The sequence below is a fragment of the Rhodococcus sp. PAE-6 genome, assembly GCF_025290685.1.
GTDB classification, from domain to species: domain Bacteria; phylum Actinomycetota; class Actinomycetes; order Mycobacteriales; family Mycobacteriaceae; genus Rhodococcus; species Rhodococcus pyridinivorans.
On record NZ_JAOCLZ010000198.1, the window covers coordinates 1 to 245 of the forward strand.

General features: G+C 64.9%; 1 pseudogene. It reads left to right on the top strand.

Annotation, left to right across the window (positions count from 1 at the left end):
- A pseudogene (locus tag NVV99_RS26760) lies at positions 1-245 on the top strand (cation acetate symporter); the annotation flags it as partial.

Consider the following 245-nt stretch of genomic DNA (forward strand, 5'->3'; position numbering starts at 1 on the left):
GATCGGTCTGGTGGCGATCGTCCTCGGTATCCTCGCCATGGGACAGAACATAGCCTTCCTGGTGGCCCTGGCCTTCGCGGTCGCCGCCTCGGCGTACCTGCCCACCCTGCTGTACTCGCTGTTCTGGCGGAACTTCAACACGACCGGCGCCCTGTTCCGCATCTACGGCGGACTGATCAGCTGCCTCGTGCTCATCGTGTTCTCCCCAGCGGTGTCCGGTGCACCCTCGGCGATGTTCCCGAACG